Source organism: Streptomyces sp. DSM 116795 (assembly GCF_055792905.1).
On sequence record NZ_CM147707.1, the window covers coordinates 5,676,325 to 5,694,065 of the forward strand.

Annotated in this window: 14 protein-coding genes; 11 read left to right on the plus strand and 3 right to left on the minus strand. The window is 68.6% G+C overall.

Annotated features, from left to right (window positions below; all coding sequences use genetic code 11):
* Nucleotides 1-373: 373 nt before the first annotated feature.
* The 6 genes from ACSMXX_RS24480 to ACSMXX_RS24505 all read left to right on the plus strand — a co-directional run bounded on the left by ACSMXX_RS24480 (nucleotide 374) and on the right by ACSMXX_RS24505 (nucleotide 8,473).
* The gene (locus tag ACSMXX_RS24480; protein ID WP_473180849.1) at nucleotides 374-595 is read left to right on the plus strand and encodes an AsnC family protein; all 222 of its coding nucleotides are present in this window, start codon (nucleotides 374-376) and stop codon (nucleotides 593-595) included.
* 388 nt (nucleotides 596-983) lie between these two features.
* The gene (locus tag ACSMXX_RS24485) at nucleotides 984-2,246 is read left to right on the plus strand and encodes a phenylacetate--CoA ligase family protein (RefSeq protein ID WP_473180850.1); all 1,263 of its coding nucleotides are present in this window, start codon (nucleotides 984-986) and stop codon (nucleotides 2,244-2,246) included.
* Entirely contained in the window at nucleotides 2,243-3,601 is a 1,359-nt protein-coding gene (locus tag ACSMXX_RS24490; RefSeq protein WP_473180851.1) for an MFS transporter, read from the plus strand. Before ACSMXX_RS24485 ends, ACSMXX_RS24490 begins: the two co-directional genes overlap by 4 nt.
* Nucleotides 3,598-4,749 carry a GNAT family N-acetyltransferase gene (locus tag ACSMXX_RS24495; protein ID WP_473180852.1) on the plus strand — a complete coding sequence of 384 codons (1,152 nt, stop codon included), beginning with the start codon at nucleotides 3,598-3,600 and terminating at the stop codon, nucleotides 4,747-4,749. The genes ACSMXX_RS24490 and ACSMXX_RS24495 overlap by 4 nt, the downstream gene beginning before the upstream one ends.
* On the plus strand, nucleotides 4,746-5,912 hold the full coding sequence (locus ACSMXX_RS24500) for a LuxE/PaaK family acyltransferase (protein WP_473180853.1): 1,167 nt from the start codon (nucleotides 4,746-4,748) through the stop codon (nucleotides 5,910-5,912). The genes ACSMXX_RS24495 and ACSMXX_RS24500 overlap by 4 nt, the downstream gene beginning before the upstream one ends.
* On the plus strand, nucleotides 5,909-8,473 hold the full coding sequence (locus ACSMXX_RS24505; RefSeq protein ID WP_473180854.1) for an acyl-CoA reductase: 2,565 nt from the start codon (nucleotides 5,909-5,911) through the stop codon (nucleotides 8,471-8,473). Before ACSMXX_RS24500 ends, ACSMXX_RS24505 begins: the two co-directional genes overlap by 4 nt.
* Nucleotides 8,474-8,770: 297 nt before the next feature.
* Here ACSMXX_RS24505 and ACSMXX_RS24510 read toward each other — a convergent pair whose 3' ends face one another.
* From ACSMXX_RS24510 to ACSMXX_RS24520, 3 genes are read right to left on the minus strand one after another with little or no spacing between them, the layout of a single operon-like run.
* Complete coding sequence (locus ACSMXX_RS24510; protein WP_473180855.1) at nucleotides 8,771-9,352, minus strand: TetR/AcrR family transcriptional regulator; 582 nt, start codon at nucleotides 9,350-9,352, stop codon at nucleotides 8,771-8,773.
* Complete coding sequence (locus ACSMXX_RS24515) at nucleotides 9,349-10,554, minus strand: acyl-CoA dehydrogenase family protein (RefSeq protein WP_473180856.1); 1,206 nt, start codon at nucleotides 10,552-10,554, stop codon at nucleotides 9,349-9,351. The genes ACSMXX_RS24510 and ACSMXX_RS24515 overlap by 4 nt, the downstream gene beginning before the upstream one ends.
* A gap of 41 nt (nucleotides 10,555-10,595) precedes the next feature.
* Nucleotides 10,596-11,363: an SDR family NAD(P)-dependent oxidoreductase gene (locus tag ACSMXX_RS24520; RefSeq protein WP_473180857.1), complete on the minus strand. Its 768-nt coding sequence runs from the start codon at nucleotides 11,361-11,363 to the stop codon at nucleotides 10,596-10,598.
* 235 nt (nucleotides 11,364-11,598) lie between these two features.
* On the opposite strand from ACSMXX_RS24520, the gene ACSMXX_RS24525 reads away from it, so the two are divergent.
* The 5 genes from ACSMXX_RS24525 to ACSMXX_RS24545 all read left to right on the plus strand — a co-directional run bounded on the left by ACSMXX_RS24525 (nucleotide 11,599) and on the right by ACSMXX_RS24545 (nucleotide 17,717).
* Nucleotides 11,599-12,960, plus strand: coding sequence for an MFS transporter (locus ACSMXX_RS24525; protein ID WP_473180858.1), 1,362 nt, complete (start codon nucleotides 11,599-11,601; stop codon nucleotides 12,958-12,960).
* A gap of 40 nt (nucleotides 12,961-13,000) precedes the next feature.
* A complete protein-coding gene (locus tag ACSMXX_RS24530; protein WP_473180859.1) occupies nucleotides 13,001-14,635 on the plus strand; it encodes an AMP-binding protein in 1,635 nt (544 codons plus the stop codon).
* On the plus strand, nucleotides 14,622-15,632 hold the full coding sequence (locus tag ACSMXX_RS24535; RefSeq protein ID WP_473180860.1) for a TRAP transporter substrate-binding protein: 1,011 nt from the start codon (nucleotides 14,622-14,624) through the stop codon (nucleotides 15,630-15,632). The genes ACSMXX_RS24530 and ACSMXX_RS24535 overlap by 14 nt, the downstream gene beginning before the upstream one ends.
* A 30-nt stretch (nucleotides 15,633-15,662) precedes the next feature.
* The gene (locus ACSMXX_RS24540) at nucleotides 15,663-16,838 is read left to right on the plus strand and encodes a thiolase family protein (protein ID WP_473180861.1); all 1,176 of its coding nucleotides are present in this window, start codon (nucleotides 15,663-15,665) and stop codon (nucleotides 16,836-16,838) included.
* 117 nt (nucleotides 16,839-16,955) lie between these two features.
* On the plus strand, nucleotides 16,956-17,717 hold the full coding sequence (locus ACSMXX_RS24545) for an SDR family NAD(P)-dependent oxidoreductase (protein WP_473180862.1): 762 nt from the start codon (nucleotides 16,956-16,958) through the stop codon (nucleotides 17,715-17,717).
* The last annotated feature ends 24 nt before the right edge of the window (nucleotides 17,718-17,741 follow it).

Here is a 17,741-nt window from a genome sequence, read left to right on the forward strand (position 1 = left end):
AGAGTGCCTCCGTATTACGGCACTGCCCCGCAGAATTCGAGAACTACCTGGTTCGTTTCGTCCGCCCGTTCTTCACCCACCCATGCCCGCAGCCTGGAATGCTGCGGGTCGGTCAGCCCCGAGGACTCCAGCCGGCTGGCGTAGGATTCCAGGACGTTTTCGGGCAGCCACACCGGAAGTCGTTCCGGCCCGACTCGAAGTGCTCCGGCCACGGTCGGCCGTATCCGCGCGAGCCATGAGTGTTCCATCTGATTCACGGCTGTTCCCGGCATTACCGGCCTGCTAGAAAGACGGAGCACGTTCGGATGGGAACGTGTCAGCCCTACACTGCAGTCGTAGCCCCGCCGGTCCTAGGCAGATTGAAAAAGCCGCCATGAATCCCACGTCGATGCAGGATTCGAGCACGCTCGACGAAACCGACCTCGCGATCATCCATGCGCTGCAGATCAGTCCGCGTGCTTCCTGGACGTTGGTGGGGGAGGTCCTGGGGATCAATCCGGTGACGGCCTCCAGGCGGTGGGATCGCCTGACCGAACAGCGCCTCGCCTGGGTCACCTGCCAGCCGGGCCCCTCGCTCTGGACCGAGCCACGCTGAGGCGACGCCGCGACTTCACGAGGGGACCGCTTCGGCGACGCTGGTGATGCGGTGCCGTGCGATGCCCGCCGCTGTCCGGACAATTCCTCCGCCATGAGATGTAACTCACCGTCGCTGCGTGGAGCTGGGTGTAATCAGTGCGTCGGACTGGTGTTAGTGTCGAGCGTCGGCGCAAGCCTCAAGCAGTAAGAAGCAAGCCAGAGTTGACCGAAACAGAAGCGAGTCTTCTGCGCAGGGTCTTCCAGAAAGATTCCGGCCGTCCGTGAAACTTCCGGGACCGGCCGTAGAACGCTGTACTGCCTGACCAGCAGCTGAACCGCACCAAACCTCAACGGTGTCCGCTCTTCCGGGACGCCGTCCTCCTTCGCATGCCACAAAGCAGGTGACTATGCCCGTTCAATCACTCGCGGAACTCGTACGCTTCGTCCGCCGCAATTCATCCTTTTACGCAGCGCTCTACTCCGGTCTGCCCGACTCCGTGGCGGAGTTGACCGAACTCCCCGTCATACCTCAGACCGAGTTCTGGCAGGCCAACACCCCTCGCGGAAACACACTGCTGACCGGCCCGCTCGACGAGGCGGTGGTCTTCAAGAGCGGTGGGACCACCGGTGCGCCGAAGTTCTCCTTCTACACCCGGGAGGAATGGAACGAATTCACCACGGCTTTCGGCGCCGGGCTTGTCGACGCCGGGCTGCGGCCCGGTCAGCGGGTCGCCGACCTTTTCTACACGGGTGATCTCTACGCCAGCTTCAGCTTCATTCTGGACTCACTGCACCGCGCCCCGGTGGCCAACGTCCGCCTTCCGATCGGCGGCGCTGCGCCCCTGGCCTCGACCGTCGGGACGCTCGAGCAGTTCGACGTCGAGGTGATCGCCGGAGCCCCGACGACTCTCTGCTCCCTCGCCGAGTACCTGCGGGCCGAGGGTCGACAACTGCCCTGCGTGACCACCCTGTTCTTCGGCGGCGAGAGCATCTTCAACGACCAGCAGCGCCTGTTGGCTACGGCCTTCCCCAACGCCCGTGTGGCCTCCGTCGGCTACGCCGCGGTGGACGCCGGACTCGTGGGCGCTGCAGTGCCGGGCGGCGACCCGCGGCTGCACCGTGCCTTCACTCCGCACACCGTGGTGGAGATCCTCGACGAGGTCAGCGGAGAACCCGTCACCCGTACCGGCGTCCCCGGCCGTGTCGTCGTCACGGACCTGCGCCGGCGCCTGATGCCTGTGCTGCGCTACCCCGTCGGCGACCGCGCCGAGTGGACCTGCACAACAGCCGGGCACTTCCGCATCCTCGGGCGTGCCGAAGAGGGAGTCCGCGTCGGCGCGGTGGCCCTGCACACCCAGGACGTGCAGGACCTGGTGCGATCGGTCGACCCCGCGGGCCGCATCACCGGTCTGCAACTGGTGGTGCGCCGCTGGGAGGACCGCGACGGGCTGACGCTGCGCCTCGGTTCCGACCTCCGGGAGGAGGAACTGCCCGAACTCACCGCAGCCGTGGAGAAGGCGTTCCTGGCGGCCCGCCCGATGTACGCGACGGCGGTCGACGCCGGGCACGTCCACCCGATGGCCGTGGAGTGGGTGCGGCACGCCGAACTCGCGGTCAACGCCCGCTCCGGGAAGCTGATTCGCGTCATCGACGAACGTCCGCACGCATGAGCGCAGTGAAGGGGCAGCGTGGGCGAGCACCCATCGTCCTGCGCAACCCCGCCTTCTGCGCCGTGTGGATCGCCCAGGTCCTCACTCAGGCCTCGGCCCGGATGTTCCAGGTCGGCATCGTCTGGTGGCTCGTCCAGTACGCCGCCGGGTCCGAACCGGGCCTCGCCTCCGGCGCGTTCCTCGCCGTGTGCACGCTTCCCGCGGTCGCCCTGGCCCCCGTGGTCGCCGCCGTCATCGCCCGCAACCCGTACCGGTCCGTCATGGCCGCAGCCGCCGCCGGGGCCGGACTGGTCGCCGCGTGCACCGCGGCGTGGGCGTTCACGACCCCGCTGCCGACGGGCGTCGCCTACGGTGCGGCCCTGCTCCTGGCGGGCTGCCAGGCCCTGTTCGACCCCTGTCTGACCACGTCCGTGCCCGAACTCGTCGACGACGCCGACATCGAGGCGGCGACCGGCTTCGAGCTGGCCACGCAATCCCTCGCGGGGCTGGCCGGCGGTCTCCTCGGCCCGCTCGTGGTCGACGCCTGGGGGCTGCCGGGCATCGTCGCCGGATGCGCCGGCGCGTACCTGCTGGCCGCGGGGCTGATCGGCGTCACACGCTTCCCCGGAACGGCATCCCGCGGGACGGGAGTCGGAGGAACGGCGAAACGGTCCGCCGCTCCGCGTCGTACGCTGCGGCAGATCCTCGCCGGACTGCCGTTCATCCGGCGTGTGTTGCTCTGCTTCGCCGCGGCGAACGTCTTCACCACGGCCGTCTTCGTCGTCATGCCGCTCTACACCGCCTCCGTGCTGCGTGCCGACGGTTCGACGGTGGCGCTGCTGGAAGCATCGCTCGGCATCGGCACCCTCGCCGGGTCGTTCACCGGCGGCCGGCTGCCGGGGCGCCCGACCACGGTCGGCACCGTCTGCCTGGGACTCATGGCGGCCTCGTTCGCCCTTCCGGGCATGCTCGCGGACCGGACCGCCTACGCGGCGGCCATGGTCGTCGCGGGATGGTGCGTGGGGGCCGTCGGCGTACGGTTCGTGGCCCTCTTCCAGCGGCTCGTACCACCCGCCGACAAGCCGGGGTTCTTCGCGGTCATGCAGTCGCTGCTCGGAGCCACCTTCCCGCTCGCCTCCCTGCTGTTCGGCGTCCTGGGCGACCAGATCTCGCCGCAGACCCTCTGTCTGGTCCAGGCAATGGGCCTGGTGCCTGTGGCCCTCGTCCTGTGGTGGACGGGCGCCCGTGGGAACGCCGCCGACGAGCGGACGGATTCACCCGCCTCCGGGGCGACGGCAGTCGCTGCCTCGCACACGACCGCGACGGACACCGCGACCGTGGCTGCCACCGCCACCGCTGAAGGAGGAGCACGATGACCGTCACGATCACCCCGGCCGTCCTCCAGGACGTCGCGGAACTGCGGCAGTTGTACTTCGAGGTGTACGGCCACGGATATCCGGTGCCGCTCGGCAGCGACCCCGCCGAAATGCGACGGCTCATCACCGATCCGCACACCCACTGGCTGGTCGCACGCAAGGCCGGCGCCGGGGAACTGGCCGGCTCCGTGGTCGTGCAGACCGACCCCGGGAGCCGGATCGGCAAACTCGTCGGACTCGCCGTCCACCCCGTCCACCGCGAGGGCGGTCTGGCCGGCCGGCTGACCGGCGCGGTCTGCACCGGCGCCCTGGCCACCGGTTCCCTCGACTCGATCTACACCACCGTCCGTGTGGTGACGGAGGGCCCTCAGCACATCGTGGTGCGCAACGGTTTCAGCCCGCTGGGGCTGATGCCCAACGCCGTCGAAGTTGCGGGCTGCGAGAGCCTCGCCCTCTTCGTCCGCTACGCCGACGACGTACTGAACCACCGCGAGCACGTGCCGTGCGTGCCCGCCCCACTGGCTCCGCTCCTCACCGCCGCGGAGGAGACCTCGGGCATCGGCTACGCGAGCGTCCGCCCCATCGAGGCGCCGGGTACCGGCCTGCTCTCCGGACCGGCGGTCCCCTCCACCACGGCCATGGAGACCGTCACCGCCCGCCACTTCGTGGGTCGCCGCTTCATCGAACGGTTCCCCGACCCGGCTGGACGCTTCTTCCCGCTGCACTCCCCGAACGCGATCCTCACCCCGGAGAACGGTGAGTTCGAGGCGTACGCGGATCTGGACCCGGTCACCGGAAGCTGCTCACTCATCGCGGTGCACCCCTACCCGGCAGCCATGGCGCACGCCCTGGAACCGCTGATGACTGCGGTCACCCGTACCGGCGTGGACTACGTCGAGACGTTGCTTCCACTCTCCGACACCGCGGGGCTCAGCGCCTTCCTGGCCGCGGGATTCGTTCCCAGCGCGCTCTATCCGGCCATGCGCCGCGTCGGTGACCGCTTCCACGACTACGTCGTGCTCTCCCGGACCAACCGCCAGATCGACTTCCGCACCACCGCCGTCAGTTCGCTGGTGCAGCCGTATCTGAGCGCGTATCTGAGGGCCTGGACCGCGACGTACCTTCCACTTCACGAGGTTGTCTCATGAATCGCCATCTGCTTCCCGCCGAGGTCCCCGATCCTGCGTCGCTGCAGCACGTCCAGCAACTGTGCGACCTCGCGGCACCCTACGAGCAGGGCCCGGAGACCGACGCACTCTTCGCCGCCGCGATGGCCGAGAACAACTCGTGGCACGCCGAACGCTCAGAGTTCTTCCGGTCGTTGCTGAGTGACGAGCCCGGGACGCCGGCCCCCAGCGTGGGCCCGGACGTCCGCGCCCCGCTGGTGCACGCCAACTTCTTCAAGCGTCACGAGCTGCTGTCCATCTCCCGGGACGAGGTCTTTCTCCACCTCACTTCCTCCGGCACGACCGGCCAGAAGTCGCAGATGTTCTTCGACGAGTGGACCATCCGCTCTGCCCAGCGCATGGTGGCCCGCGTCTTCGACCACTACGGGTGGATCACCCCGGACCAACCCGTCAACTACCTGCTCTACAGCTACGAGCCCGCACCGCAACTGAAGCTCGGCACATCCTTCACCGACAACTACCTGTGCGACTTCGCACCCGCCCGGGACACCACTCACGCCCTGCGCCACACCGGCACGGGACACGAGTTCGACGTGCGCGGCTGCATCGAGGCGCTCCAGCGGTACGCCGACGAGGGACTGCCGGTGCGGATCCTCGGTTTCCCGGCCTTCCTCCACTTCACCCTCGAGCGGATGCGTTCGCTGGGGATCCCTCCGGTGCAGCTGCCGCCCGGCTCGCTCGTCGTCCTCGGCGGCGGCTGGAAGGGCCACGCCGACCGTCAGATCGGCAAGGACGCCTTCTATGCGGAGGTCACCGAGCAGCTGGGCATCCCCTCCGAGCGGATCCGCGACACCTTCGGTTCCGTCGAGCACTGCGTGCCCTACGTGGAGTGCGAACGACACCGGCTGCACGTTCCGGTGTGGTCCCGTGCCGCCGTACGCGACACCGCCACCCTCGAGCCGCTTCCCCACGGTGAGCGCGGCTACCTCCACCTCGTCTCCCCGTACATCACCTCGGTCCCGGCGCAGAGCGTGCTCATGGGCGACCTGGCGTCGCTGCACCCCGGCGAGGAATGCGGCTGTGCCCAGCCGACCCCCTGGTTCACCGTCCACGGCCGGGCCGGAGTGAGCCGCAATCGCAGCTGCGCGGTGGCCGCCGCCGAACTTCTGAAGGGAATGTCATGACCAGCGCACCGACCCCCGGAGCGACCAGCGGACTCCACCTGTGGCAGGGCGCGTTCATCGACGACGCGAAGGCCACCGAGCTCCTCGCCGACCTGCCTGCCCTGACCGAGCGCACGGTGGCGGAGCAGCTGCCCACCGACGTCGTGCTGAGCGCCTGCGACCGGCTCTCCGAGGCACTGCGCACCCCCGGCGACCCGGTTCACGCCCGGCTGACGGACTGTCTCACCGAGGGCGGCACGGAACCGGAGGATGCGGCTTCCCTGCTCGCCGAGTTGGCCGAGGCCCTCAGCCGACCGGCGCTGGCGCGCAAGCTCCGCCGTGAACTCGGCGGACTGCACCCGGAGCGGTTCACCCGGCCCGACGCGCGGGAGACCGTCTACGAGGCGTGGGCGCCGGTCGGCCTCGTCGTGCACATCGCACCGGGCAACGCTGCGGGCGTGGCTCCGCTGAGCGTCGTCGAGGGATTGCTGACCGGCAACCTCAACGTGCTGAAGACGAGCAGCTCCGACACACCGCTCGCTCCCCGTCTGCTCGCCGAGCTCGCCGCCGCCGACGAGACCGGCATCCTCGCCCGCCGGGTCATCGCCCTGAGCTTCCCCTCCAGCCGCCGCGCATGGCTGGAGCCCCTGTGCGCCGCGGCCGACGCGGTCGCCGTCTGGGGCGGCGAGGACGCCGTGACCGGGATCGCCGCGCTCACGCCGCCCGGCTGCCGACTGGTCGAGTGGGGCCACAAGATCTCCTTCGCGTACCTGACCCGCGACGCCTGGAGCGACCCCTCCGTCCAGTCCGCGCTCGCCACCGACGTCTGCCGCCTCGACCAGCAGGCCTGTTCCAGCCCTCAGGTCGTCTACCTCGACACCGACGCCCGGGAGGAGGTCGCCCGGGAGGAGGTCTTCGCCTTCGCGGACAGCTTCGCGGCCCAACTGGCCCAAGTCTCCGAGAAGTTGCCGCTCACCCCACTCGGCCTCGCCGAGCACGCCGAGATCACCAACACCGAACTCGTCGCACGGCTCGAACAACACCTCGGCCTGACCCGGGTCGTCGCCGCCGAGAACGGCTCCTGGCGCGTCCTCGCCGACACCCGTCCCGCGATGACCGCCTCGCCGCTCCACCGCAGCGTCTGGGTCAAGCCGCTGCCACGCCATGACATAGCCGCCACCCTGCGACCCATGCGGCGCTACCTCCAGACCGCGGCGATCGGCGGCACCCGCGCAGACGTGGCAGAGCTCACCCGCTCCGTCGTCTCCGCAGGTGTCACGCGAGTGACCCCGGTAGGCGCCATGCTCGACGCCTACGACGGCGAACCCCACGACGGCGTCTACGCGTTGCAGCGATACAGCAGACGGGTCGCCGTACAGGCCGACCGGCGTTTCACCGCCACCTCCTGCCTGGACGACCTCGTGGCTCCGCCCGTACAGCCGGCCCCGCCCACCGGGCCACTGCTCGACAAGGCAGGCGTCCAGGAGCAGTTGCGGAGCCTGGCCCCCGAACACGCCCACCTGTACTTCCGCAGCGGCGGCAGCACAGGCGCGCCCGCCCTCTCGGTCTTCACCAACGCCGACTACGACACCCAGATGCGCGCAGCTGCGAACGGCCTGCTCGACTCCGGGTTCGATCCGGCCCGCGACCGCGCCGCCAACCTCTTCTACAGCGGCGGCCTGTACGGCAGCTTCATCAGCTTCTTCTCCATACTGGAGCGGCTGAACGCCACTCAGATCCCGCTGTCCGCGGGCAACGACGTCGCCGCGGTCGCGGAGGCCCTGGTGGCCTACCGGGCCGACACCCTCTTCGGCATGCCCTCCTACCTCTGGCAGCTCTTCCACACCCAAGGCGAGACCCTGCGCGCCTACGGCGGAGTACGGAAGGTGTACTACGGGGGCGAGCACTTCACCGCCGAGCAACGCCGCGTCCTCACCGACGACTTCGGCGTCGAGGTGATCCGGTCGGCCGCGTACGGCAGCACCGATCTCGGGCCGCTGGCATACCAGTGCGAGCACGCCGACGGTTCCGTCCATCACGTGCTGACCGATCTGCACACCCTGGAGATCCTCGACCTCGAGGAGGACCGGCCGGTACGAACCGGTGAACCGGGGCGACTGATCTTCACCAGCCGGGCCCGGTCCGGGCAGCGGCTCGAGCGCTACCAGATCGGCGACATCGGCCGAGCGCTGGGCGGTGTGTGCCCCTGCGGCAGCCGTGCCCCACGGATCGAACTCCTCGGCCGCCACGGTGATGTGGCACGCATCGGCACGAACTCCTACCACTACCGGCGCTTCGTCGAAGCAGCCGAGACGCGCCTCGGCTACCGCGGAGAACTCCAGATCGTCCTCACCTCGGAGGCAGCGCGGGAGCGGCTCACTGTACGGCTCGACCAGCGCTACGCCCCGCCGGCCGAAACAGCTCGCGCCGCCTTCCTGGCGGAGGTTCCGGACCTGCGCTCCGCCGTCGAAGAGGAGGACCTCCTCACGTGCTCGATCGAGATCACGGACGGGGCCGCGTTCGAACGGACTCCGGCCAGCGGCAAGTTGCGCACGTTCGTGGACCGGCGCACGACGGGATGACGTGCGGTAAGGGAAGTCGGATGCCCTTGCTGTGCACCCGTTGTGCACCGACCCAAGGAGCGTCCTGCTTCTGTGCAGGCCAGGGCCCGTTCGCAGCTGTACTTCGACATCTAGAGAGTAAGGCTCGGACTCGGCTGCCGATGGCCGAGGCGCTTTGAGCGGTGGCCTCCCTCCCGTATCGGGTGGAGGCCACCGCTCGTCGTACAGCTCGCTGGTTCTTCCACGGCCCGTGGAGACGGAGGCGGAACAGCGCTGATTCCATGACTTCGGAAGGCGTACGGTGCAGACCGCACGCACTCAACCCTTCAAGCGCACACCGTCCAGCAGCGCGTCGAGGAATTCGTCCGCCAGCTCGTCAGGACTGACCGGGCCTCCGGGTTCGAACCACAGATACGTGTAATTGAGCATGCCCAGGATTCCCTTGACGAGCAGTCGAGGGGTGGGCCTGAGTACCTTCTCGTCGACACCGCGGTCGAGTACCTGGCGCCAATATCCTTCGTAGCGCTCACGAGCGGCGACGACCTTGTCCCGTTTCTCGCCCGTGAGCGCTGTGTACTCGCGGAAGAACACCGCCCATTCGGAACGATGACTCGCGATGTTCCGGAGGAGCTGCCGGGCCATCTCCCGAAGCAGCTGCTCCGCGGGATAACCGGCCCGCAGTAGCTCCTCGGCCTGGTCGTTCATGCGGTCGACCTGGGTCTTGCTGATCTCGTAAAGCAGGGCCTCTTTGTTCCCGATGTAGTGATACAGCGCACCGCGCCCCAGGCCGACTGCCGTGCAGATTTCGGCAACACCGGTGCCGTGATAGCTGTTTCGGGCGAAGAGTTCGGCGGCGATGCCGATGACGCGCTCCCGGTTGTCCCCGTAGGTCGTGCTCATCTGCCGGCATACCCCTGAACTCGCTCGTCACGGCCGGGCCAGCCTATCGCCCCGAAGCCGTCGCTGAACCGGAACCCGGAGAGCAACTCCCGCGCGGCCACCATGTACTGAATCGTGGGCGTGCCCTCCTCGAGCCAGTTCAGGCGGGCATCGCGATAGAGGCGTTCGACCGGGTGCTTTCGTGTGTAGCCGATGCCGCCGTGCACCAGCAAGGCGCGGTCGGTCACCCGGCCGACGGCCTCCAGGCCGAACTGTTTGACCATCGAGGACTCGGCCGGAATCCGTGTCCCCGCATCCCACTTGGCCGCCGAGTCGGCGAGCATGCCGCGCAGGGCGTACACGTCCGTGGCCATTTCGGCGAGGTAGCGCTGGATGGCCTGCCGCTGCCCGATGGCCTTGCCGAAGGTCACCCTCGACTGTGCGTGTGCCAGTGACAGTTCGAGAGCCCGTTCCGATGTGCCCAGCGAGCTGGCAGCGATGAAGACGCGGCTGATCTCCAGCGCACGCTCGAGGTGCTGCTGGCCTTCTCCCGGCTTGCCGACGAGTGCGGAGGAGTCGACGGTCACCTCGTCGAGAGTGACCAGGCCGTGCTCACCGCCCTTGCAGCCCATGGTCTCGGGCAGCGGCTCGATACTCAGCCCGGGAGCGTCCCGTTCCACGAGGAAGGCCGAGACCTCTTCGGGCCCGGTCTTGGCGAACACGAAGAAGTGACTGGCCAGGTCGGAGTTGGTGATAAGCCATTTCTGACCGGTCAGAACGAATCCGGAGCCGCTGGAACGCGCGGTCGTGCCGAGGTCGGCCCCTGTGCCGTGCTCGGGTTCCGTCAACGCGAATGCCACCGACTTGGCGCCGGTGGCGGCCCCGGGAAGGATCGCCCTCCGCTGGGTGTCGTCGCCGACCTCGGACAGGGCGTGCGCGAAGGAGTTGTGCACGTGGACGACGACACGGATGCCGCCCTGAATCTTGGCGAACTCGGCGATGATGGGCAGGTATTGCCGGATCGAAAGGCCGCTGCCGCCGTATTCACGCGGAACGAGCAGGCCGAAGGCTCCGCACTCGCGCAACACCGGCAGCACGATGTCGTAAGGGATCTGCTCCTCGTCCTCGATTCGGGACTCCAGGGGCGCGAGCTCCTCCCAGATCGCGGTGCGGACGTTCTCCGCCAGCCGCTCGTATTCCGTATCGCTCAGTCCGTCGTACACGATTGACCTTTCGTAGGAGATGAGCTGACTTCCAGCAGCGGTCAGATCGACCAGCCGCCGTCCGCTGAGAGCACCGTGCCCGTGCAGTAGGTCGCGTCTTCGCTCAGGAACGCCGCGGCGCGAGCGATCTCCTCGACCGCTCCCAAACGCCGCAACAGCGTGGAGCGGGCGATGCCCGCCCGGGCGGAGGCCGGCACCTGAGCGGTCATGTCCGTGTCGACGAAGCCGGGCGCCAGCACGTTGACCCGGACCCCGTCCCGGCCTGTTTCCTTCGCCAGTGACCGGGCGAAGCCGATCATGGCGGCCTTCGCGCTGGCATACGCGGTATCTCCCGCGTGACCGATGACTCCGACGACTGAGGAGACGACCACGATGCTGGGGTCGTCGGAACGCAGCAGCGCGGGAAGCGCGGTACGTGTCAGCGATGCGACTCCGCCGAGGTTGAGCTCGATGATGCGCCACCACTCCTGTGCATCCATCTCGGACAGACGGCCGCCCCGCCACTGCCCGGCGTTGAGGATCAGCGCGTCCAGGCGTCCCCAGCGCTCCAGCACGGTGGCGACGGCGGAAGCGGCCGTCCGTTCGTCACCGAGGTCGTACTGCACCGGCATGACCTGCTCGGGGGTGCGGGCGCGGAGCCTCTCGGCTTCCTCGCGGCCGCTGCGGAAGCCGACTGCGACGTTGCGCCCGCGGGCCACGAGTTCCTTGGTGACGCCCGCCCCGATTCCTCGCGATCCGCCTGTCACGAGCACGGTGCGGGTGCCCGAACGGGCGGAGGGGGCGTCCTGGAGGGCTGCTGGTGTGCTCATGAAGTGAGTGTACCGATCGATACATTCAATGCGCCAGTGGGCTTCGTTAATCGAAATTTCGATGCACTTGGCTACCTCTCGCATCGGCGATTCTGTAGTGGTCGACCTGTATATCTGCAGGTCAAGGGGTTGGGCGGTGGTCAGGATCGCCGGTCTCGATCAAGACCCAAGGATGGTGGCAATCCAAGCAGGATCCTTGTACCGATCGTTCCAAGAGGTATTGCGCTGACTTCTGATGCGTGTTAGCTATGTCATCGCACAGCTCAGCCCGTCCACGGAACGCAGGGAGCCGCTCGTGACCGCACAGGAGCTGACCAGAACACAGAGCAACCCGGCGAAGGTCGCGTTCGCGAGCTTCATAGGAACCGCGATCGAGTGGTACGACTTCTTCTTGTTCGGGGCGGCGGCGACGCTGGTCTTCAACGAGCAGTTCTTCCCGACCCTCAGCCCGGCCGCCGGAACTCTCGCATCATTCGCGACCTTCGGTGTTGCCTTCGCCGCGCGGCCGCTCGGCGGCCTCGTCTTCGGTCACTTCGGCGACCGCGCCGGACGCAAGAAGATGCTCGTCTTCTCGCTGCTGCTGATGGGTGTGGGCACGGTCGCCATCGGGCTGCTGCCCACCTACGACCAGATCGGTATCGCCGCACCCGCACTTCTTGTCGTCGTCCGCTTCATCCAGGGATTCGCGGTCGGCGGGGAATGGGGCGGGGCGGTGCTCCTGGCCGTCGAGCATGCGCCGCCGGAACGGAAAGCCTTCTACGGAAGCTGGCCGCAGGCGGGCGTGCCCGCCGGTCTGGTGCTGTCGTCGAGTGCGTTCTTCGCCGTGGAACTGCTCCCGGCGGAGTCCGTCGCCGACTGGGGGTGGCGTCTGCCGTTCCTGGCGTCGGTCGTCCTGGTCGCGCTGGGGCTCTACATACGCCTTCAGGTGATCGAATCACCGGACTTCGTGCAGGTGCAGGAAGCGCGGTCCGTTTCCTCGTTCCCGCTCGGGGACCTGCTGCGCCACGCCAAGAAGCCCTTGCTGGTAGGCATGTTCACTCAGGCCGCCGCCAACGTGCCCTTCTACGTTGTCACGGTGTTCGTGCTCTCCTACGGGCCGCAGGAGCTCGGCGTCTCCCGGGGGGTCGTCCTCTCGTGCCTCATTCTCGCGTGCGTGCTGGACATCTTCACGATTCCGTACGCGGCCATGCTCTCCGACAGGTTCGGGAAGCGGAATTCACTGCTGGCGGGATCGGTGTACATGGCTGCGATCGCCTTCCCGTTCTTCTGGCTCTTCGATTCCGGGTCCACACCCCTGATCCTCGTGGCGATGATCCTCGTGGTGACCGTCGGGCACGCAGTGACCTACAGCGCGATCGCGGGATTCCTCGCCGGGCTCTTCCAGGCCGAATACCGCTACACCGGCGCTTCGACGGCCTATCAGATCGGCGGGATGGTAACGAGTGGTCCCGCGCCGTTCGTCGCGGCAGCCCTCTTCGCCGGTGCGGGTGAATCCTGGGTGATATCCGCATACATCGCGGGTGCCTGCGTGGTCACATTCCTCGCTCTGCTCGCGGTCCCGTCGCACCACACTGAAGAACAGCGGAGGATTTCATGAGGACCGTGAGGACCCGGACGGATTCGATCCGGGGTCTGCCGTGAACACCGGAGAGACATGGACGCAGATCGAGGCGGCGCTGTCCCGCGATCCCGCCGAGGGGTTCAACTCCGCGCAGGAAGCGTGTAGCCGGTATGCCACTGAGCGTGGCCGGCTGGCGTTGATCATCCGGCACGCGGACGGCACGTCCGAGCGGTGGACCTACCGCGAGCTGGACCGTGCGGCCGCCAAGGCCGGCCGGATGTTCGCACGGGCGGGCCTGCGCCGCGGTGACCGTGTCGCGGGCCTGCTCTCCCGTCAGGTCGAAAGCTGGATCGTGGCGCTGGCCGCCTGGCGAAGCGGTCTGGTCTACGTCCCGTTGTTCTGCGGCTTCGGTACGGACGCGCTGGTGTACCGGCTGCGTTCCTCGAACGCGCAACTGGTGGTCGCTGGTCACCAGTGGAGGGACACGCTGGAGGCCGCCCTGTCCGCCCTGGACGAGGAGTTGAGGGTCTTCACGGTCACCGGTCCTCGCGGCTCGGGTCTGGTCCGGGGCGATGAGAGCTTCTGGGCGGAGTGGGACCGCAGCGCCGCGGACGGCCCCGTGGCGGCGACCGCGGCCCAGGACCCGGCGACGCTGCTGTTCACCAGCGGCACCTCCGGCGACCCCAAGTCGTGTGTCATGCCCCATTCGGCGCTGCTCGCCGTGCTGCCCTTCGCGCGGTACTCGCTCGGCGTCTCATCGCGCGATCTGCTGTTCACAGCCGCGGACCCGGGCTGGGCATACGGCCTGTACACCACGGGTGCGGCCCCGATGGCGATGGGCGTGCCGCGCGTGATGTACAGCGGGGACTTCGATCCGGCGGCCTGGATAAGGGTGCTGTCGGAGGAAGGCGTCAGCAGTATCGCCGCCGCACCCAGCGCCTACCGCAAGCTCCTGCCGGCGCTGCGCCGTCAGGGAGCTCCGGGCGACCTCACATCCGCCGCTGCCGCGGGTGAGCCGCTCGACGCCGATACGGCCGCTGTCTGGAGCGCCTCGGGTGCACCACCGATCCGGGACGGCTACGGACTGAGTGAGATCGGCATGGTGCTGGCCGACTTGGCCGCGGGCGCCTCGCCGCAGCCCGGCACACTCGGTGGACCGGTACCCGGCTTCACCGTTCGTCTCGTCAGTCACGACGGCGAACCCGTAGCCGACGGCGAGAGCGGGCTGATCGCCGTCGAGCGCCCCAAGTACCGGCTCAGCAGCGGCTACGAGAACCGGCCGGACGCCTGGGAGGCGAAGTGGCACGGCGAGCTGTTCGTCACCGATGACCGTGCCCGGGTGCTGCCCGGGGGCCGCTGGCAGTTCCTGGGCCGCGAGGACGACATGATCATCACCTCCGGCTACAACGTGAGCCCAGTCGAGGTGGAACGCGTCCTGAGCGAGCACCCCGGCGTCGCCGAGGCCGCGGCCGTCGCCGGCACGGGGCGCCAGGGCGGCACGGTGGTCCGCGCCGTGGTCGTACGCACCGACCCGGCAGCCCCCGCAGGGGAGTTGGAAGCAGAACTGCGAACTGCCGTTACCCGGCGGGTCGGCGCTCACGCCGCTCCACGCCTGTTCGACTACATGGACGCGCTGCCCCGCAACTCCGTAGGCAAGCTGCTGCGGTCGGCTCTGCGCGTACGGACGGAGGACCCTCATGCTCGACCGTAGAAGCTTCGGATACTCCCTCGCCGGGCTGCTGTTCGGCACGGTCTCCTGCAGCACGGGCGGTGAGAAACCGGCCGATGAGAAGCGCCGCGCCACGCTCGTGCACGACATCCCGCCGGATCACCCGCGGATTCCGTACTTCGAGGACTTCGCCAAGTCGGTGAGGACACGCTCGGAGGGTGCCGTCACCGTACGGATCAACCCGCAGCGGACCGTCCTCGCCGGCCGGGAATCGCTCGACGCCGTCAAAGCCGGACGCGCCGATCTGGCAGCGGTGAACATGGCGCATCTGGAGGCCATGGAGCCGCAGTCGGGGTTCATGAACCTGCCCTTCGGACTGGACGACACGGTCATGGGTGAGGCCGGCAAGAGGAATGCCGTGGCCGCAGTGCTGGGCGAACAGGTGCGTCCCCACGGCCTCGTTCTGCTCGGCCTCATGCGCGGGGCCGACCAGCTCTTCGCGTTCCCCGAGAAGGACGTGCGGCAGTTCGAGGATCTGAAGGGCAAGAAGATACGGGTGGCCGGGGACGGCATCTACGAGCAGATCATGCGCAAGCTCGGGGCCGAACCTGTGGCCATCCCCATCCCCCGCCTCCAGGAGGCGATACGCGCGGGCAAGGTCGACGGCGTCTTCACCTCGCCCGGCGGCTGGTCGACCGAGGTCCGCCGGCACGCCCCGCACGCGCTCCAGATACCCGGGCTGATGTTCATCACCTACGCAGTCGTCGCCAACGGACGGTGGCTGGCAGGGCTCACAGAACGGCAACGCGCGGCGCTCGTCGCGTCCGGTGGCCGAATGACCGGCGTCTGGCGGCGGATGCAGCGGGACGACCAGAAGGTCATCAGGGCGAGCGTCGCCGAAGGGGCGACGTACTCCACCGCCGCTGAACGAGAAACGGCCCGATGGCGGCGGCAGGTCGCGCCGATAACGGCGGACTTCTTCGACGCACACCCCGCCGTGGACGAGTCGTTGCGCAAGAAGGGAGTGGAGCTGTCATGACAGGAACCTCAGCCTTGGAGGTGTCCGGTGATGCGTGACGCGGTGATCGTCGATCTGGTGCGCACGGTCAGCGGCAAGGGCAAGCTCGGAGGAGCCCTGTCCCATCTGCATCCGGCGGATCTGCTGGCCGCCGCGCTGCGCGAGCTGGTCGAGCGCAGCGGGATCGAGCCGGCCGTCATCGAGGACGTCGTGGGCGGATGCGTCACGCAGGCAGGTGTCCAGGCCTCCAACATCACACGAAGTGCCGTTCTGGCGGCGGGATTCCCCGTGAGCGTGCCGGCGACCACGGTCGACCGTCAGTGCGGTTCGAGCCAGCAGGCACTGCACTTCGCGGCTCACACGGTCATCGCGGGAGCCGCGGATGTGGTCGTCGCGTGCGGCGTGGAGTCGATGAGCCGGGCGCCGCTGTGGTCGAACGTGGGCGACGCCGACCCCCATGGCCCCCGTGTCGCCGAACGGTTCCCGCCGCACCTGGTGCCGCAGGGCATCTCTGCCGAACTCGTGGCGGCACGATGGAAGTTGACCAGGGCTGAGCTAGACGCGTATGCCTGCACATCACATGCCCGTGCAGCGGAGGCGAGTGCATCCGGGCTGTTCGCGCCCGATCTTGTGACGGTCGAGGGCTGTGCACTCACGACGGATGAGACTCTGCGCGCCGGCACCACGCTGGAAGGGCTCGCGCAGCTCGGCCCGTCGTTCACGGACGAGGCGATGTGCGATCGCTTCCCGGAGATCGACTGGTCCGTGACGGCGGGCAATTCGTCACCTCTCACCGACGGGGCGTCCGCTGCCCTGGTGATGAGCGGGGAGAAGGCGGCAGCGCTGGGACTGCGCGGCAGGGCCCGGGTGCACACCACGGCGGTCACAGGGGACGATCCGGTGCTGATGCTGATGGGCGTCGTCCCGGCGACCGAGAAGGTCCTGGAGCGGGCCGGACTCTCGCCGGAGGACATCGGCTTCTTCGAGGTCAACGAGGCGTTCGCGGCCGTACCGCTTGCCTGGCAACGGGAGTTCGGCGTGCCCGGCGAGAAGCTGAACGTGAACGGAGGCGCGATCGCGCTCGGGCACCCCCTTGGCGCGTCCGGACTGCGCATCGCTTCAACTCTCGTGCAGACGCTCGAGGACCGGGACGCACGGTACGGCCTGCAGACGATGTGCGAGGCGGGCGGAATGGCGAACGCGACCGTGTTGGAGCGCCTGCCGTGAGCCGGAGCAGCGCACGGGGCCGTACCGGCCGGCGCGTCCTTCGGTGCCCGTGCGATGCGCTGAAACGAGCCTCCTTCATCCATCCCTCTTACCGGACCGAGCGTTGAGGAGTACGCGATGAAGCTTCAAGGTGCCGCATGCCTTGTCACCGGCGGGGCCTCGGGGCTGGGACTGGCCACGGCCGGACGGCTGGTGCAGGCGGGCGCCCTGGTGACTCTCGTCGACCTGCCTGCCTCCGGTGGCCGGGAAGTCGCCGAAGAGCTGGGCGAAAGCGCTCTCTTCGCGCCGGCCGACGTCACCAGCGAGCAGGATGCCGAGGCTGCACTTGAGATCGCCGAAGGCCGGGGACCGTTGCGTCTCGCCGTGAACTGCGCCGGTGTGGCCACGCCGGGCCGGGTCCTGGGCAGGAACGGTCCCCTCGCGCTGGAGGCCTTCACCCGGGTCCTTCAGGTCAACCTGGTCGGCACGTTCAACATCACCCGGCTGGCATCGGCCCGCATGGCAGCCACAGCACCCGTCGACGGCGAACGCGGCGTCATCGTCAACACCGCGTCCGTCGCCGCCTTCGAGGGACAGATCGGCCAGGCCGCATACGCGGCCTCGAAGGGCGGCGTCGCGAGTCTGACGCTGCCGCTCGCCCGCGACCTGGCCGACCGCCTGATCCGGGTCGTCTCCATCGCTCCCGGTCTGTTCGAGACGCCGATGCTGGCCGCACTGCCCGACGAGGCGAAGCAGTCCCTCGGCGCGCAGGTGCCGCATCCCAGCAGGCTCGGACGGCCCGCGGAGTACGCGGCGCTCGTCGAGCACATCGCGGAGAACCCCATGCTCAATGGCGAGACCATCCGCCTCGACGGTGCCATCCGGCTGACACCCAGGTGACACCACCCGGCACGCGCCCGCACC

Excerpts from the sequence above, each read along its gene's own strand:
- ACSMXX_RS24545 (WP_473180862.1), top strand. The coding sequence starts at position 16,956 with ATGAAGCTTCAAGGTGCCGCATGCCTTGTCACCGGCGGGGCCTCGGGG.
- ACSMXX_RS24500 (WP_473180853.1), top strand. The coding sequence starts at position 4,746 with ATGAATCGCCATCTGCTTCCCGCCGAGGTCCCCGATCCTGCGTCGCTG.
- ACSMXX_RS24525 (WP_473180858.1), top strand. The coding sequence starts at position 11,599 with ATGCGTGTTAGCTATGTCATCGCACAGCTCAGCCCGTCCACGGAACGC.
- ACSMXX_RS24510 (WP_473180855.1), bottom strand. The coding sequence starts at position 9,352 with ATGAGCACGACCTACGGGGACAACCGGGAGCGCGTCATCGGCATCGCC.
- ACSMXX_RS24505 (WP_473180854.1), top strand. The coding sequence starts at position 5,909 with ATGACCAGCGCACCGACCCCCGGAGCGACCAGCGGACTCCACCTGTGG.
- ACSMXX_RS24490 (WP_473180851.1), top strand. The coding sequence starts at position 2,243 with ATGAGCGCAGTGAAGGGGCAGCGTGGGCGAGCACCCATCGTCCTGCGC.
- ACSMXX_RS24520 (WP_473180857.1), bottom strand. The coding sequence starts at position 11,363 with ATGAGCACACCAGCAGCCCTCCAGGACGCCCCCTCCGCCCGTTCGGGC.
- ACSMXX_RS24495 (WP_473180852.1), top strand. The coding sequence starts at position 3,598 with ATGACCGTCACGATCACCCCGGCCGTCCTCCAGGACGTCGCGGAACTG.
- ACSMXX_RS24540 (WP_473180861.1), top strand. The coding sequence starts at position 15,663 with ATGCGTGACGCGGTGATCGTCGATCTGGTGCGCACGGTCAGCGGCAAG.
- ACSMXX_RS24480 (WP_473180849.1), top strand. The coding sequence starts at position 374 with ATGAATCCCACGTCGATGCAGGATTCGAGCACGCTCGACGAAACCGAC.
- ACSMXX_RS24485 (WP_473180850.1), top strand. The coding sequence starts at position 984 with ATGCCCGTTCAATCACTCGCGGAACTCGTACGCTTCGTCCGCCGCAAT.
- ACSMXX_RS24535 (WP_473180860.1), top strand. The coding sequence starts at position 14,622 with ATGCTCGACCGTAGAAGCTTCGGATACTCCCTCGCCGGGCTGCTGTTC.